The following is a 15,052-nucleotide window of genomic DNA, read 5'->3' as shown; positions in this document are numbered from 1 at the left end:
AGCCGACTGAGCGAGCTTCCGGGCTCGAGTCGATTTCTTAATTCCAAGTGTCAACAACCATAATTGGCACGGATGTTTGAGTGTGGGAGGACCATCCCACGGCTTGCGGTTGGAGCTCGAAGGCCACACTCAGTAGTTCAAGCGAAGGGGACCGCGATGCGGATTGAAGATCTTTGGGGAGCATTACGACGGTCTTGGTGGATTGTTCTTATCGGTATCGCTCTTGGCCTTGCGGGCGGCTTGGTCGCCACGACGATAACCTCGAAAGTGTACGTCTCGGAGACTCAGGTCTTCGTTTCGACTCGTACAACTGGCACCATAGCCGAACTTCAACAAGGAGAAGTCTTCGCCGAAGCAAGGGCTCAGTCGCTGGTGATTTTGACCACCAGCCAAAGTATTTTGCAACCGGTCATTGACGAACTCGATCTAAAGATGACCTTAGGGCAACTGACCGGAATGGTCTCCGCCTCATCCACCCCCAGTACGCCCGTGGTTACGGTCAAGGTTTCAGCCGGAGATCCCAAGCTGGCGAGCGATATCGCGGCCAAGATTACTGCGAGGCTGAAGGATGATTCCGGAACCTTGGACCCCACCACCGGGAAGACCTCCCCGGTCAGCATCGTCGTTTTGAGCGAGGCCACCACCCCCACTGACCCCTCTTCGCCGAACCGATCGATGAATCTTGCCCTGGGTGGATTTGTTGGCTTTGCGGTGGGCTTGATTGCTGCGCTGATCCGAGGTCAAAGAAAGACGCTGCCCGTGGTTGAGAACGGGCTTGTACGCGTTGAAGCGCCGAAACAGCCCCGGCCACCGAGTTCGGCGAGTTCCTCGGCTGCCGCAAAACCTCAAGCCCAGGCTGTGAAGCAACAGAATCTGAAGCAACAGAAGGGGAACACCGCAGGAAATGGAAAATAACCAGAAACGCCAGGTTGCTGTAATTTGCCCGACTGAATACGGTGGACAAATCGAGCATGCGGCTGATCTGGCTATGGCCATCGCCGCCGAAGCAGACGTGGAGCAGTGCTTTTTAGTCAGCAGGCCGGGAGCAGCCGCCTACTTAGGAACCCTGGAACAGCCCGGCGTCAGACTGTTGGAAGTTCTCCCTCCCCGGAGGCTCACCGGTGGACGAGTACAGAATCTGCTTCGCCCGCTGCGCCAGGTCATCGACCTTTTGACCGAGCACCGCGCCATCCGCCGGGTCAGCCGAACGATGGGTGACGATGGGCAACTCGTCCTTGAAACCAGCAAGTATCCGCTCGCTTCCTTGCTACGGGCGGGAAAGCGGATTGAAGTGGTGCTTTTTGTACACAACGCAAAGCCGCATTTCGATCGCAAAGAAGCAGGATTTCGGCAGCGGCTCCTGATGGGACTAGAAACCAGCAGTATGAAAACCGCGGACAGGGTGGTTACCCACGGGAAAAATCAAGGAAAAACCTTGTCCGAGATTGTTGGCGATCGGCTAAGCGCTGTCTCGCTTCCAATGTCCAGTAGGTTATCGAATCCGCAGGAGCTATCGAAGCCGGAATCATCAGCCTATGACCTCAAAGACAGCGCACTGTGCATCGGCGAGCTACGAAGCAATAAGGGCGTTGAGCTCGCAATGAGTGCAGCCGATACCGCGCAGGTGCCGCTGCTGGTAGCAGGCAAGAGCGACGAAGAAGAGACTCGGGTGAAGCTCGCTGCTCTAGCCGCCAGCTCAGAGTACGTAACGCTGCAGGATCGCTTCCTTGAGCGCAGCGAATTCGACCAATATCTACAGTCGGCGCGACTCGTCGTCCTCCCTTACACTCACTTTGACGCACAGAGTGGTGTGCTGACCAAGGCGATGCACGCAAAGGCTGCGATCTTCGCCTCGGATCTACCCTCGTTACGTGAACAGGCGGGGGACTATTCGGCCATTGAGTTCGCCGATCACCGCGACCCGGCAGGCTTTGCTGACGGCTTGGCGAAGGCTTTTCAGGCTGGCCAGCGGGCTGCGCAGAATGCTGACCTTGAGGATTTTAGTGACTGGAAGTTGGTTGCCGGGGCTGTCCTGGGTGGCCGCCGGAATCAGACGTGACGGAGCAGAAATTTAACCGATTCGACCAGATTGTTGCGGTCGGCTTAATCCTTACCTCGGTACTTCCCTATTTTGCCGTGTCCATAGGCATCAGCACCAACATGCCGATATCGAGCCTTTTTGGTGCGTATCTCCTGATTCGCTGGTTCCGAGATTCTCGCATTCTCTGGCTTTCGCTCCTCACCCTGCTGGCTCCATTTTTCGCGACCTTCCTCCGACTGTTTTTCGGTGGGGAAGCGTGGTCGCCGGCCACTAGCCTCACCTGGGTGCTGGCGATCATTCCTCTCTCCGCGATGGTCGTGGCAGTGCTTGTGCTCAAATCGGCATTGCTCAGATGGCTGAGAGTAATTTTGATCTTCAGCGCCGGGATCTCGCTGGTACAAAAGTATTTTTTCCTGGACCAGGGGACTGTTCCCTGGCTATGGATCTATGACGTCCCCGGATATGCGCCGGTCAGGCTCCTCGCCCCAACCATCGCAGCCTATATTCGTAGGCCGTTCGGTCTCTTTCCGGAACCTTCCTTTATGGCCGGGTCGCTCAGTATTGTTGCCGTCGCACTGATTCTCACGGCTTCATCGCTGGGCCGTAAGTTACGTTTATTCGACTGGATCGCGCTTGCCCTCACCTGCTGGGTGATTGCCATCAGCGGCTCGGGTACCGCGATTGTCAGCCTTCTGCTGATCGTCCTCTGCATCTTCTTGCCGCTGATGAAACGCCTTGGCGGGATTATTGTCATTATTCTGCCGCCGGTGCTTTTTGCCGCCGGAGTGGCTGCGCTGGGTGTGGTGAATCAACGGCAGAACAGCGTGAATTGGTCTTGGGTGGACCGCTGGAGTTCAATTACGGCCGCCGCGCGATACGTCGTTAGCGATGTTCAGGTCTTTTTCTTGGGGATTGGCCGGGGTAACTCCAGCCCGTACTTCCTGAGCGGAAAAATCCGAACCGATGATCTTCCGCACTCCACCGTTTTGCCCGATGTCTACAGCGTGCTGCTGAGGCTGGTGCTTGAAAACGGCGTACTTTTCGGCTTGCCGATCATTATTGTCATGGCGCTTTTCGTTATCCTTGGAGATCCAACAAAGCTGAAAATACTCGGTCTATCCGCACTCGTTATCTGGGTCGTTGCGGCGGGCTTGGCAATCAGCTATGACTCCGCCTTCTGGCTCTATGGATTCCCGGGCTTAGCGTATGGCTTGAGACGGCTCCGGCAGCCCGTTGACGATCCGAATCCCCTGAGTGAGTCCGCAACTCAGCCGGTGGCTAGCTGAGCGCCCATCCGCCGTCGAATGAACAGATAACCCACTGCGGCCACTGCTAGCTCGCTTAACCCGGCTAAGGCCAGCCCTAGAATCGGTATGGGAATCGCCCTAAACAAGAGAAGTACAAGAACCAAGAGGGCCAGGGCAGCTATCAGCAAGGCCGCGTTTACCGTTAGTTCTTTGGTCCAGCGTAAGCCTACGGTTTGCCAAGCCCAGATCAGATATAGCGGGCAGGCAACAAAAGGTACGACGACGGTTGCCAAAGTGGTCAGGGTGATGTCGCCACTTGAAGAGGCCCACAGAATGAGCGGGATGCTCAACAGCAGCACACCCATATTTGCTAGGGAAATTAGCCAGGGGTTGCGACGTAGGTTCACCAGTTGGCTAGCCGGCTGAATGACGGCGTCTGCAAGAATACCGATTCCGAGCATGGCAAGTGCGCCCTGAGCAAACTCGGACGACCGGCCTAGCCAGATATCAATAATGTCCTTGGACAAGATAAAGACGGGTATCGCCAACAGGAGCCCCAGAGACCAGACCAGCCCGGCGCAGCGTTTGTACAGGGCGAGGAGGCCTTCTTTGGTGCTGGTCATAATCGGGTGGATAAAGGGATTCGCAATCCAAGAAAGCAGCAGGCGGCAACTTTGATAGAGCCGCATCAAACCGCCGAAGGCCGTGGCTGCGGTTAGGCCTAAGGTGGTGCCAACCACGTAGAGCGGAAATTGAGATCCGGCCAGAAGCGCAAAGGAACCAATGAAAAGCACGCCGCTCATCTTGAGCAGCGGCAAACCATGAATACTAAAACTACCTCGGTGGAAGACCGGCCAGGAGTATCGACGGAAAACTGCAATCGCGCAGACCACCGCGGGAATCATCAGGGAAATGGCTTCCGAGAGGATCACGCCAACAGCCCCCCAGCCCGCCCAGAAGGAAACAGCGTATCCGGCTGCCCGCAAGATCAGACCAGCCAGAGAGCTCTTTCTCTCAATATCGGGTCGATCCTCGGCCCACAGCACCGCGTTATAGGCGCGTCCCGCGATCGATACAAATAAGGTGAACCCCGTGAGTGGGACCAGCAGGGGCAAGAGCTTAGCTACCTGCGCGTTGATGCTGACAGTGTTCAAATAGGCCGGAAAGGCCACGGAAAAAATCGCCAGCAGCAAAACGCCCAGGCTGAGGAAAATAGTCGTTGCAAGGGTGACGAATCGTCGTCGCTCCAAGGGGTCCTTGATGACCGCCAATAAGCGTACGATTCCGGTGCCCAGGCCAAAATCTGAAAGTGTGAAGAGCTGAATCGCTCCGAAGGCCAAAACCCACAATCCATAAGCTTCAGCGCCGGAGATGGCGATCGCGAACGGATAAAGCAAGAGCAAGCCGACGATGCTGGCAATACCGGAGAAGTAGTTCCATACTATGTTTCCGGTAAGTCTGGATTTTTGGCGAGGCGAAGAGTTCACTATGATGAAAACGGTCCTGTGTGTAGTTGGGTTCCGAACAGAGGACGAGCTGATCTGGCGGGTAGGAGATCAGCCAGCAGAGGTGATATCACGGCTAATTGGGGTTGAATGAATGTGATGGCTGCGAAACGACAAGCGCCTAAACGAAGAATTGTGTTCATATCGTCGGCGCGGTCAGTATGGGGAGCCGAGCAAAGCATGTTCATGCTCGCACGTGCTCTGAAAGATCGTGGATTTACCGTAGATCTGGTGTGTTTCCCCGGGACTATCGAAACCCAATGGCAGCAGCAGGTCGGTCGCTCAGCATTACTTGCTGACGGATCCGCCCCACCAACGGAGTCCAAGCTGAAGGAAAATTTCATACTTTGGCGATCCTATCGGAGAAATGCGGCAGAGTTCGACAGGGTGGTTCTCTTCACTTACTACTTGCTCGTCGGGCTTCCGCTCACCAGGCTTCTGCTGGGGCGTAATAGAGCCAGGTTTGTGCTTGATCTACATGACAACTTGCCGGGGAAGCGTGGGCTTCAGTTGCTTAGGTTATTTGCTCGATCAGTGCACAGCGTGGTTGCCTGCAGCTCGTTTACCGCCAATCAAGTCGCCGGACTCGCCCCTGCTGTGCATGTTATTCACGGACCTGCCGAAGCCCTTTCCGCAGTTGAACAACCTTCGCCGTTTAAGAGGATAGGAATCCTTGGCCGGATAGTGAAGGAAAAGCACCATCTACTACTTGCCGAAGCTATCGCAGGCCTTAATGACGAGTCCGTCATGATCGTTCGTGGTTCCGGTGATGGTTCCGTCAATGATAATTCCGATGAAGTTCGTGCCTACGGTCAAGCAGAACTGGGTAATCGCTTTATCGATGAGGGCAAGGTGGCTCCGGAGCGAGTTTTGGATAACCTGGACGTGGTTGTGGTTGCTAACCATCGCGAGCCGATGGGGCGCACCGTGCTAGAAGCTCAGCTCTCCGGAGTGCTGGTGGTTGTCCCGGACCAGGGTGGTAGCAGCGAGCTGGTCAAGGACCAAGAGACCGGTCGGGTCTACCGGGCAGGCGACTCGAATCATCTACGCGAGGTACTAGCGTCGATAGATCCTGCCAGCGACTCAGCTTCCGAGCTGAGAGCAAGAGCTCTTCAACAAGCCCAAGATACGGTTACTCCTCAGAGCTATGCCGAGCACTATCTATCGGCTTTGGGGGCTGCTCTCTAGGCTGCACTTCCGGAAGGCTGCTCTTCCGGACCGGGTTATGTGGTCCGGAGCGGGAGTGTTGTCTTTTCCTCCCCAAGTGCATGTAAAGGGCACTTTCCTCACATTGCGGAGGTATTTGGGATTCTTGCTGTTCCTAAGGCTTAGTTTCCTCGATGCTGAGGTGGTGAGAAGCAAAGAGGAGTTGGGCAGAGCAGGAGAGGCTCTTGCCGCGGAGTTTTTAGAGCGGCGAGGCTTCGAAATGATCGATGCCAATTGGCGTTGCCCGAGCGGTGAGATTGACCTAGTCGCCCTTGACGGGGAGATCTTGGTGATTATTGAGGTCAAGACTCGTCGCTCACTTCGTTATGGCCATCCCTTTGAAGCGATAACTGAGAGCAAATTGCATCGCTTGCGCACTCTTGCCGTGCTTTGGGCCAGACATCATGGATTCTTTACCGCTCGGCTTCGCCTTGATGCGGTGGCGGTGCTGTTGGCCCAAGGCGCAGAGCCGAAAATCGAGCATTTGCGGGGTGTGGGCTAATGAGTTTAGGCAGAACATTCGCGGTGGCGCTGATTGGCCTAAACGGACATCTGGTGGAAGTGGAAGCGGACATCGGGCAAACCCTTCCGGCTTTTCAGCTTTTGGGCCTTCCGGATGCTTCACTAATGGAAGCGAAGGAGCGCATTCGCTCGGCGGCTCATAATGCCGGAATTCCGCTCAGCCGACGTAAGATTACGATTAATCTGCTACCAGCCTCGTTGCCGAAACGGGGGAGCTCCTTTGACCTGGCCATGGTGATGGCGGCGCTACGAGCCGCGGGAGATATCCGGGATCCGGGACGGACAATTTTCCTAGCCGAGCTGGGCCTGGACAGTAGGCTGAGACCGATCCGAGGGGTTCTGCCCGCTGTGATGGCGGCTGTTCGCGCAGGTTACCCCGAGGTTGTGGTGGCTCCCGGCAATTTAGAGGAAGCAAGCTTAGTGCCCGGCGCCGTGGTCCGAAGCTTTCCCGGCTTGGCACAAGTTGCCTTGGAGTTCGGAGCGAACCCTACCGATCTGATCTTGGATACCGGCCAGGATGCTGCTGCCGAAATTGCCAGTCCGCTGGAAGGGCGGGAGCCAGACCTGAAGGAGGTAGCGGGACAGCCGGAGGCCAAAGCCGCGCTCGAAGTAGCTGCGGCGGGCGGGCACCACCTCATGTTGTTGGGGCCACCGGGGGCTGGCAAGACCATGCTGGCCGAGAGGCTGCCGGGGCTGCTGCCGGATCTGGACGATATGCAAGCTATGGAAGTCACTGCCATTCACTCCCTCGGCGCGGTAGTTGCCAGCAGGTCGGAACTGATTCGCCGTCCACCGTTTGAAAAGCCTCATCACACCGCGAGCATGGTCTCGATTGTGGGTGGTGGTTCCGGTTTGCCGCGTCCGGGCGCGGCCAGCCGAGCACACCGCGGTGTGCTCTTTCTCGATGAAGCGCCGGAATACGACCGTCGGGTTCTCGACGCCCTCCGGCAACCCCTGGAAAGTGGGGAACTGATCTTGCATCGGGCTGCGGGGACGGCGACCTATCCGGCTCGTTTCCAACTCGTGTTAGCCGCCAATCCTTGTCCTTGTGGAAATGCCACCGGCAAGGGAATGGACTGTCAATGCACGCCGATGGCTCGCAAACGGTACTTCAATCGGATCTCTGGGCCGCTCCTTGACCGAGTCGATATTCAGTTGTCTATTGGCAGGCTTTCACTCGCTCAGCTCTCGGCGCAGGGTTCGGCGGAAAGTAGCGCTTCGGTATCCGCCCGGGTGCGCGAGGCCAGGGAACGAGCCTCGGTTAGGCTGGTCCGCTTCGGCTTGGGGTTCAATGCTGAGATCTCAGGGCAGCTTCTGCGCGGACCGTTGCGATTGCCGGAATCAACCACTCGAGTTGTTGATCATGCTCTAGAACGAGGAATGTTGACCGCTCGAGGATATGACCGGGTGCTTCGTCTGGCCTGGACGCTTGCCGATTTGGCGAGTGAAACGCAGCCGGGACCGGAGCAGCTGGGGCAAGCCCTGAGCATGCGACAGCACGGCTTTCAGCGATGAAAGGAACTGCAACAGGAATGGACGAGCTGAATCCCAGAATAGCCAGAGCCGCTTTAAGCCGCTTGATGGAACCTTCGGATCTGCAAGGAATGGCTTTGTTGAAGATTCTAGGCCCGGTACAGACGCTCGCCGTGGCAGTCGGCCGGATTCGCTTGGATGCTGAGTCCGAGAGAGCTGTGGCGGAGCTTCTGGATGAGGAGACCGCACTGGAATGGCGTGGTCTGGAGGACTGTTTAGCTCGTTGGCGCCCGAGGCTTGCCGATTTGGCGCCAGAACGTGATCTCGGGGTGATGCAGCGCCTGGGTGGTGGGCTAATGATTCCCGAAGATGCAGCCTGGCCAAGGGCTTTGAGCGATCTGGCGCTAACCGAGCCGATAGGACTCTGGTACCGATCGGCAGCTATGGCGGCAGATCGTTTGATTCCGCAATTAGAGGATTGCATAGCCGTGGTTGGCTCGCGGGACAGTACCCGGTATGGGGAATCGGTCACCGCCGAATTGGTGCATGGCCTGGCCGGTTCGGGCAAAACGATTCTTTCAGGAGGTGCCTATGGTATCGATGCCGCAGCACACCGGGCTGCCCTGCAGAGGCAGTCCGGAATGCAGCCCGGTGTGCAGCCCGGAGGCTGGCTACCAACCATTGCCGTTATGGCTGGCGGTTTGGATAGGTTCTATCCGAGTGGAAATGAGGGACTGCTGAGGGAAGTTGCAGCGCGAGGGATTCTCTTGGCGGAGGTTCCTCCAGGATCTAATCCGACCAGGTATAGGTTTCTGCAACGCAACCGGTTAATCGCTGCTCTTAGCTGCGCGACAGTCGTGGTGGAGGCCCGTTGGCGTTCCGGTGCGCTGAACACGGCACATCATGCGCTCGGCCTGGGGAGAGCCATGGCCGCCGTGCCTGGATCGGTGTATTCGGCGAATTCAGCGGGGTGTCACCGGCTACTGAGGGAAGGAGCACAGTGTGTCTCGGATGCTGCCGAGATCCTCGAACTAGTGCTGCCAATCGGCAGTATGGCAGGGGAGCGTTCGACGGAGAGCCGCGAAACAGATGGGCTTTCGCCGCAGGACCTCATGCTGCTGGACGCGCTCCCGCTGCGCAGCGAAGCCGTGGTGGAAAAGCTAAGTGCCGTTGCCGGGCTCCAGGAGGGTGCCGTCCGGGCGGGCCTAGGTCGTTTGGAGGTACTGGGCCTAGCCAAAAGGGGCACCGAGGGCTGGTTGCGTTCGCATCGAAGATCGGGGGTGAGCGATCGGCACTGAGCGATCGGCACTGAGCGATCGGCACTGAGCGATCGGCACTGAGCGATCGGCACTGAGCGATCGGCACTGAGGATATTAGCACTGAGGGGATCGGCACCGGGAAGGTCGCGATCAACGGACGATGCACGATTGAATCGGCTGAGGACGGCGATCCTTCTTGATTGTAGAAGCCATTAGCCGCACAGTGGAATAGTGACCGAGACCGAGCTTCCGGAGCCCTTCGCCGGGGTGCTAGCTGGCTTCGAACGGTATCTTTTGGCCGAACGCGCCCGTTCGGTGCACACCGTACGAGCCTATTTGGCCGACGCTGAGGCTTTGATCTACTTCGCCCTTGCGGACGGTGCTCGATCCTTGACCGATATTGATCTAGCCACGATTCGGCAATGGCTGGGCGAGCAGAGCGTGGCCGGGTTGGCTCGCTCCACCCTGGCTCGGCGATCAGCCACGGTGCGCACCCTGATGGCTTGGGCGCTTCGCGAGGGTCTCATCCAGGAGAACCCGACCTTGCGGCTCAAAGCCCCGAAACGGCAGAAAACCCTGCCGGGAGTACTCCACCAAGAACAGATGCAACGACTTATCTCGACGCTGGAAGCCGATGCCTCGGGAGGCGATCCGCTCGCCGTCAGAGACCAAGCCATGATTGAGCTGCTCTACGCCGCAGGGCTCCGAGTGGGGGAGTTGGTGGCTCTGGACCTTGATGATCTTGACTTTGAACGCCGTACGGTTCGGGTACTCGGTAAGGGCAATAAGGAACGCACCGTTCCGTTTGGAAAGCCCGCGGCCGGGGCTTTGCAGCATTGGTTGAACGGTTCTCGGATGGCACTGTATCGGCAGGGAAGCGGGGCGGCACTCTTCCTGGGGGCTCGCGGCGGGCGGGTTGATCAGCGCCAGGTGCGTTCCGTCGTCGGGCGCGGATTTGAGGTTTTGGGGGACACCTCCGCTACTAGCCCGCACGCCTTGCGACACAGCACGGCGACCCATCTGCTCGACGGTGGCGCGGATTTACGCGCCGTTCAGGAGATCCTGGGGCATTCATCTCTGGCTACCACTCAGATCTACACGCATGTTTCGGTGGACCGGCTGCGGGCCAGCTATCGGCAGGCTCATCCGCGAGCCTGAACCGTTGGTCACACATCGGACCCGAGCCGTCTGCCTCAAACCGAGCCGTAACCAAGAGCGGCGAAAATAAGTCTTAGGGAATACCACTGGCGAAATTCCATCGCTGTGACTCTTTTCTGGCGTTCTTCCGATAAGTACGGCACAATAAACGTAGAACTGAAGAGCAACAGTGCTTTCCACCTTGGAAAAGCTAGCAGGGCGTCGGGGAAGACGTACCTATAGCTATGGAGGATGGAATGTCTGTTGTGATGGCACGTGGAGTGCTTTTCGTGCACTCCACCCCCACTGCGTTATGCCCGCATGTTGAGTGGGCCATCGGATCGGTGCTCGACGCGCGCATCGATCTCGACTGGACCGCTCAGCCTGCTGCGCCCGGAATGTTTCGGGCCGAGTTGTCCTGGACCGGGCCGCAAGGGACCGGCTCCATGCTGGCTTCTGCTTTGCGTGGCTGGGCACATTTACGCTACGAAGTTACCGAGGAACCGAGCGCCGGGGTTGATGGTGGCCGCTGGTCGCATACCCCCGAGCTGGGCATCTTCCACGCCGTGACCGATGTACACGGCAACATCATGGTTTCCGAGGACCGGATCCGCTACGCCTACGAGGCTGGCGCCGGTGATCCGGCACAGGTCTATCACGAACTCTCTCTGGCCCTGGGCGAAGCCTGGGATGAGGAGCTCGAAGCCTTCCGGCACGCTGCCGAAGGTGCTCCAGTTCGCTGGTTGCATCAGGTGGGCTAAGAGCAACACCAGCAAACACGTTAAAAACCTGAGGGGCCCGACGAGATGAGTCGTCGGGCCCCTCAGCGTGTTTCTAGTAGTTGCGAACCACCACGACGGCGTTGTGACCGCCGAAGCCGAAGGAGTTGCTGAGCGCCACGATATCGCCCTGCGGCAAGTCGCGGGCGGTAGTGACAACGTCGAGCGGAATCTCCGGATCTTGGTTCTCCAAGTTAATGGTGACTGGAGCCTTTCGGTCCACCACTGCCAAGGTGGTGAGCACGGCCTCCACGGCGCCGGAAGCGCCCAGTAGGTGCCCCATCTGCGACTTGGTGGCGGAGACAGCCACATTGTCCACATGAGTTCCCAGTGCGGCCCGCAGAGCGGTGTATTCGGGCTTATCGCCCACCGGCGTCGAGGTGGCATGCGCATTGACGTGCACAACGTCCTCCGGCTGTGCCCGGGCGTCGAAAAGAGCCGCCTTGAGTGCACGGGTGGCACCGAGGCCCTCAGGGTCAGGCGCGGTGATGTGATAGGCGTCGGCGGTTACCGATGTTCCGGCCAGCTCCGCGTAGATATGAGCGCCACGAGCCAGGGCGTGTTCTTCGGCTTCGAGAACCAAGGCTCCCGCTCCTTCACCCATGACGAAACCATCGCGGTTCAGGTCATAGGGGCGCGAGGCATGCTCAGGATCGTCGTTACGGCGGGAAAGTGCCTGCATGGAGGCAAAGGAAGCCAGTGTCATCGGGTGAATAGCGGCTTCGGTGCCACCGGCCATTACGACGTCGACCTTGCCCGAGCGGATCAGCTCAACGCCCTGGTGTAAGGCTTCGGTACCGGAGGCGCAAGCGGACACGGGGGTATGTGCTCCACCGCGGGCTCCCAGATCAAGGCTGACGGCCGCGGCTGCGCCATTGGGCATCAACATTGGCACGGTCATCGGCAGAACCCGGCGTGGGCCGCGATCTCGCAAGGTGTCCCACGCATCCAGTAGCGTCCACACTCCGCCGATGCCGGTGGCGAAGGCCACCGCAAAGCGGTCGTGGTCGACATCCTCGATGGCCGCGTCTTTCCAAGCCTCCCGTGAGGCAATGACGGCAAACTGGCTCGAAGGGTCTAGTCGTTTCGCTTCGACCCGGGAAAGCACTTGGTCCGCAGGTGTGGTCACCCGGGCTGCGAAGGTCACCGGTAGTTCGTATTTGGCAACCCAGTCATCGTGCAGGGTGTGCGCTCCGGAAACCCCGATCAGCGCATTTTTCCACATGGTCGGGACATCGCCGCCGATGGGTGTGGTGGCGCCCAATCCTGTGATGACTACTTTGCGGGACATTTTTTCTCTCTCTAAAAAGTGGAAAAGGTGCGGCTTGCGGCGGCCTTAACAGCACGCCGCAAGCCGAGAAACCGATACGAACGCCTTAGGCCTGAGCGCCGGCGATGTAATTGACGGCGTCGCCGACGGTTTTGAGGTTCTTGACCTCTTCGTCCGGAATGCGCACGTCGAACTTCTCCTCGGCGTTGACCACAATGGTCATCATCGAGATGGAGTCAATATCCAGATCATCGGTGAAGGACTTGTCCAGCTCGACAGCCTCGGGAGCCAAGCCGGTCTCCTCGTTCACAATCTCGGCCAAACCGGCCAAGATTTCTTCGTTGCTAGCCATTAGCGGCTCCCTTTCTACAGTGTTTACCCGGTCAGAATCCTGAGCGGGCAGTGTCGATCAAACCACGATTGCGGCTTGAATCACGAACTTTCGACGTGTTTTGCCGCGAAAGCCCGCTAAAACTATTAATTTATGGCAAAACCACTACCTGAGCACCGAAAACCAGACCTGCCCCGAAACCGATCTGCAGGGAGAGGCCCCCGCTGAGTTCTGGCTTTTCTTTTAGCAATCTGGTGGTGGCCAGGGGGATCGATGCAGCGGAGGTATTGCCGGTGTCCTCAATATCGCGTCCGACAACGACGTGCTCCGGAAGCTTGAGTTCCTTCACCAGCGAGTCAATAATCCGCATATTGGCCTGATGCGGCACGAAAGCGGCCAGGTCATCAACGGTTACTCCGGCTGCTTCTAGGGCCTGTTTTGCTACCTTTGCCATCTCCCAAACGGCCCAGCGGAAAACGGTCTGGCCGTCTTGGCGCAAGGTTGGCCAAAGCTGCGCTTCGGTCTCTAACACTGAACCGACCGAGGGGCCGCCGTCCTGCTGTGCTGCCAGGGAAAGCTCGCGTACGTCGAGCAAGGAATGAGTCATTCCAATGGCATCCCATTTACTGCCGTCCGAGCCCCAGATGGTCGGGCCGATGCCGGGCTGATCGGAGGGGCCGATCACCGCGGCGCCGGCGCCATCGCCGAGCAGGAAGGAAATGGTGCGCTCGTGGTTGTCGATTACATCCGAAAGCTTCTCGACGCCGACCACCAAGACATAATCGGCGGTGCCAGAGCGAACCAGGGCATCTGCTTGACCGATTCCGTAGCAATAACCAGCACAGGCGGCGGAGATATCGAAAGCAGGTGCAGGAGTTGCCCCCAGGCGTTCGGTGAGCAAAGCGGCAGCGGATGGCGTGGCGTATTGATGGGTCACCGTCGAAACGATCACCGCACCCAACTGAGAGGCCTCAATGCCGGCTTTAGCAAGAGCCTCGCGCGCGGCAGCCTCGGCCATTTCGATAACGCCGATCTCCTTGGGAGCCCGCCTGCGAGTGACGATCCCGGTGCGTTGGCGAATCCACTCATCGGAGGAATCGATCCACTGGCAGACGTCGTCGTTAGTCACGATCAGCTCGGAGCGGTAGGAACCCAGACCGAGGATCCGGGTATTTTCCCGGAGCTGAGACTGTTTGAGGGTTGGGGTAGTCACTGCTCTCCTTCCGATGCTTCTACCGAGGCATCGTTTGCTATCAATTCCCGGGCCGTATCCAGATCTGCCGGGGTCTTTACCGCTACGGTAGCAACTCCTGGTATGGCTCGCTTCATCAGACCGGTCAGGGTGCCTGCCGGGCTGAGTTCAATCAGCGCATTGACGCCGAGTGAGGTCATGGTTTCCATGCACAGATCCCAGCGCACCGGGCGGGAGACCTGGGCAATCAAACTCTGCAGTGCGGCTCCGCCCGAGGTGACCGGGGCGCCGTCGTAATTGGACAGCAGCGTGACCGCCGGGTCCTTCGGGTTCAGCTCCGGCTGGAGTGCCTCAAGGGCGCCGACCGCGGGAGCCATATGTCTGGTGTGGAAGGCGCCAGCAACCTGGAGCGGGATCACTCTGGCTTTGGCTGGCGGGTTCTCAGCCAGCACAGCGAGTTGCTCCAGGGTTCCTGCTGCAACCGTCTGACCGGAGCTGTTCACATTGGCGGGGGTTAGCCCGGCGGCTTCGATGGCGGCCCGTACTTCCGCCGGATTACCGCCGACCACGGCACTCATCCCGGTGGGGGTGACGGCGGCGGCCAGAGCCATATTATTTGCTCGCTCGCGGACGAAGCGCATCGCTTCATGCTCACTCAGGACGCCGGTCACGGCAGAGGCGGTAATCTCGCCCACCGAATGTCCGGCGGCAAGTGCGGAGGGATTAGCGGAAGTGAGCAGTTGCTCGCCTAGCAAGGCGCGAGCGGCGATCAACCCAGCGGCCACAATGAGTGGCTGGGCAATGGCGGTGTCCTTGATGGTTTCTGCATCCGAGGTGGTGCCGTGTACGGCCAGATCTACTCCGGCTACCTCGCTGAGGGTGGCTAGTTGTTCGGCCACCCCAGGTAATTCGAGCCAAGGGGAGAGGAAACCGGGGGACTGGGCGCCCTGTCCAGGGCAAAGAATTGCGAACACGTTATCTAGCTTCCCAAAGTATGACTGTTTTTCCGGTGTGAACCGACACCAAGCTCCTCCTGGCATCTTGTAGATAACCTACAAAGAGTGTGGCAAGTGAGCCCCGAAGATGCCTC

At 58.6% G+C, this 15,052-nt stretch carries 14 protein-coding genes; 9 read left to right on the top strand and 5 right to left on the bottom strand.

Annotated elements, in window-relative coordinates; all coding sequences use genetic code 11:
- Nucleotides 1–156: 156 nt before the first annotated feature.
- Genes FHU41_RS04130 through FHU41_RS04120 form a run of 3 tightly spaced genes read left to right on the top strand, consistent with a single transcriptional unit; the run spans nt 157 to nt 3,327 of the window.
- A complete protein-coding gene (locus tag FHU41_RS04130; protein ID WP_179388345.1) occupies nt 157–915 on the top strand; it encodes a YveK family protein in 759 nt (252 codons plus the stop codon).
- Nucleotides 905–2,059 carry a glycosyltransferase gene (locus FHU41_RS04125; protein ID WP_179388344.1) on the top strand — a complete coding sequence of 385 codons (1,155 nt, stop codon included), beginning with the start codon at nt 905–907 and terminating at the stop codon, nt 2,057–2,059. Before FHU41_RS04130 ends, FHU41_RS04125 begins: the two co-directional genes overlap by 11 nt.
- Nucleotides 2,056–3,327, top strand: coding sequence for a hypothetical protein (locus FHU41_RS04120; RefSeq protein WP_179388343.1), 1,272 nt, complete (start codon nt 2,056–2,058; stop codon nt 3,325–3,327). Before FHU41_RS04125 ends, FHU41_RS04120 begins: the two co-directional genes overlap by 4 nt.
- On the opposite strand, the gene FHU41_RS04115 is transcribed toward FHU41_RS04120, so the two are convergent.
- Nucleotides 3,309–4,775 carry a lipopolysaccharide biosynthesis protein gene (locus FHU41_RS04115; protein ID WP_179388342.1) on the bottom strand — a complete coding sequence of 489 codons (1,467 nt, stop codon included), beginning with the start codon at nt 4,773–4,775 and terminating at the stop codon, nt 3,309–3,311. The two genes, FHU41_RS04120 and FHU41_RS04115, sit on opposite strands and share 19 nt — an antisense overlap.
- A gap of 108 nt (nt 4,776–4,883) precedes the next feature.
- On the opposite strand from FHU41_RS04115, the gene FHU41_RS04110 reads away from it, so the two are divergent.
- The 6 genes from FHU41_RS04110 (at nt 4,884) to FHU41_RS04085 (ending at nt 11,151) form a co-directional block, all read left to right on the top strand.
- Nucleotides 4,884–5,981 (top strand): glycosyltransferase family 4 protein, encoded by a 1,098-nt coding sequence (locus tag FHU41_RS04110; protein ID WP_343046239.1) that lies wholly within the window; start codon nt 4,884–4,886, stop codon nt 5,979–5,981.
- Nucleotides 5,982–6,144: 163 nt separating this feature from the next.
- The gene (locus FHU41_RS04105) at nt 6,145–6,501 is read left to right on the top strand and encodes a YraN family protein (protein ID WP_343046238.1); all 357 of its coding nucleotides are present in this window, start codon (nt 6,145–6,147) and stop codon (nt 6,499–6,501) included.
- Entirely contained in the window at nt 6,501–8,036 is a 1,536-nt protein-coding gene (locus tag FHU41_RS04100) for a YifB family Mg chelatase-like AAA ATPase (protein WP_179388340.1), read from the top strand. Before FHU41_RS04105 ends, FHU41_RS04100 begins: the two co-directional genes overlap by 1 nt.
- 17 nt (nt 8,037–8,053) lie before the next feature.
- Entirely contained in the window at nt 8,054–9,292 is a 1,239-nt protein-coding gene (gene dprA / locus FHU41_RS04095; RefSeq protein ID WP_179388339.1) for a DNA-processing protein DprA, read from the top strand.
- A gap of 192 nt (nt 9,293–9,484) precedes the next feature.
- The gene (locus FHU41_RS04090; RefSeq protein WP_179388338.1) at nt 9,485–10,411 is read left to right on the top strand and encodes a tyrosine recombinase; all 927 of its coding nucleotides are present in this window, start codon (nt 9,485–9,487) and stop codon (nt 10,409–10,411) included.
- 236 nt (nt 10,412–10,647) lie between these two features.
- A complete protein-coding gene (locus FHU41_RS04085; RefSeq protein WP_179388337.1) occupies nt 10,648–11,151 on the top strand; it encodes a DUF3145 domain-containing protein in 504 nt (167 codons plus the stop codon).
- A gap of 73 nt (nt 11,152–11,224) precedes the next feature.
- On the opposite strand, the gene FHU41_RS04080 is transcribed toward FHU41_RS04085, so the two are convergent.
- The 4 genes from FHU41_RS04080 to FHU41_RS04065 form a co-directional block, all read right to left on the bottom strand.
- Nucleotides 11,225–12,460 carry a beta-ketoacyl-[acyl-carrier-protein] synthase family protein gene (locus tag FHU41_RS04080; protein WP_179388336.1) on the bottom strand — a complete coding sequence of 412 codons (1,236 nt, stop codon included), beginning with the start codon at nt 12,458–12,460 and terminating at the stop codon, nt 11,225–11,227.
- An 85-nt stretch (nt 12,461–12,545) separates the two neighbouring features.
- Nucleotides 12,546–12,791 carry an acyl carrier protein gene (locus tag FHU41_RS04075; RefSeq protein WP_179388335.1) on the bottom strand — a complete coding sequence of 82 codons (246 nt, stop codon included), beginning with the start codon at nt 12,789–12,791 and terminating at the stop codon, nt 12,546–12,548.
- Nucleotides 12,792–12,921: 130 nt separating this feature from the next.
- Complete coding sequence (locus tag FHU41_RS04070) at nt 12,922–13,983, bottom strand: beta-ketoacyl-ACP synthase 3 (protein ID WP_179388334.1); 1,062 nt, start codon at nt 13,981–13,983, stop codon at nt 12,922–12,924.
- A complete protein-coding gene (locus FHU41_RS04065) occupies nt 13,980–14,936 on the bottom strand; it encodes an acyltransferase domain-containing protein (RefSeq protein ID WP_179388333.1) in 957 nt (318 codons plus the stop codon). The genes FHU41_RS04070 and FHU41_RS04065 overlap by 4 nt, the downstream gene beginning before the upstream one ends.
- Nucleotides 14,937–15,052: the final 116 nt, after the last annotated feature.

This window comes from Psychromicrobium silvestre (genome assembly GCF_013408295.1).
Classification (GTDB): Bacteria; Actinomycetota; Actinomycetes; order Actinomycetales; family Micrococcaceae; genus Renibacterium; species Renibacterium silvestre.
The sequence above is the reverse complement of the archived record's forward strand: the minus strand, read 5'-3'. Positions and strand labels throughout refer to the sequence as shown.

What these genes read in the sequence shown, in the direction of transcription:
- FHU41_RS04130 (WP_179388345.1), top strand. Translation starts at nt 157, where the DNA reads ATGCGGATTGAAGATCTTTGGGGAGCATTACGACGGTCTTGGTGGATT.
- FHU41_RS04085 (WP_179388337.1), top strand. Translation starts at nt 10,648, where the DNA reads ATGTCTGTTGTGATGGCACGTGGAGTGCTTTTCGTGCACTCCACCCCC.
- FHU41_RS04100 (WP_179388340.1), top strand. Translation starts at nt 6,501, where the DNA reads ATGAGTTTAGGCAGAACATTCGCGGTGGCGCTGATTGGCCTAAACGGA.
- FHU41_RS04110 (WP_343046239.1), top strand. Translation starts at nt 4,884, where the DNA reads ATGAATGTGATGGCTGCGAAACGACAAGCGCCTAAACGAAGAATTGTG.
- FHU41_RS04125 (WP_179388344.1), top strand. Translation starts at nt 905, where the DNA reads ATGGAAAATAACCAGAAACGCCAGGTTGCTGTAATTTGCCCGACTGAA.
- FHU41_RS04080 (WP_179388336.1), bottom strand. Translation starts at nt 12,460, where the DNA reads ATGTCCCGCAAAGTAGTCATCACAGGATTGGGCGCCACCACACCCATC.
- FHU41_RS04075 (WP_179388335.1), bottom strand. Translation starts at nt 12,791, where the DNA reads ATGGCTAGCAACGAAGAAATCTTGGCCGGTTTGGCCGAGATTGTGAAC.
- dprA (WP_179388339.1), top strand. Translation starts at nt 8,054, where the DNA reads ATGGACGAGCTGAATCCCAGAATAGCCAGAGCCGCTTTAAGCCGCTTG.